Source organism: Aeromonas aquatilis (genome assembly GCF_054052405.1).
This window is the reverse complement of sequence record NZ_JBSTYP010000194.1, coordinates 1-340: the sequence shown is the minus strand read 5'-3', so window position 1 is coordinate 340 and position 340 is coordinate 1. Positions and strand designations below refer to the sequence as shown.

Sequence of the window (340 nt, the reverse complement as noted above, 5' to 3'; positions counted from 1 at the left end):
GCAAGAAGAGAAGTGGCGTCCCCTAGGGGATTCGAACCCCTGTTACCGCCGTGAAAGGGCGGTGTCCTAGGCCTCTAGACGAAGGGGACCCCGAGTCTGCTTTGCAGTGCTTGCGCACTGAGACAACAGGTAGCAGTAAACTGCTATTCACATCCCGTTATCCGGCAGAGGAGGTTTTCTCTCATCCATCCCGAAGGCTGGACAACAGAAGCTGATGCATCTCTGCACCAGGTCTTTGCTCTAACTACTTTGAATCAAGGCAATCTGTGTGAACACTCAACAACTTCGACATCTTAAGGTAAGGAGGTGATCCAACCCCAGGTTCCCCTAGGGTTACCTT

1 tRNA gene is annotated in these 340 nt (G+C 52.4%); it reads right to left on the bottom strand.

The window, feature by feature from the left end:
* Window positions 1-13: 13 nt before the first annotated feature.
* A tRNA-Glu gene (locus tag ACW5W8_RS23980) sits at window positions 14-89 on the bottom strand.
* Window positions 90-340 lie beyond the last annotated feature (251 nt).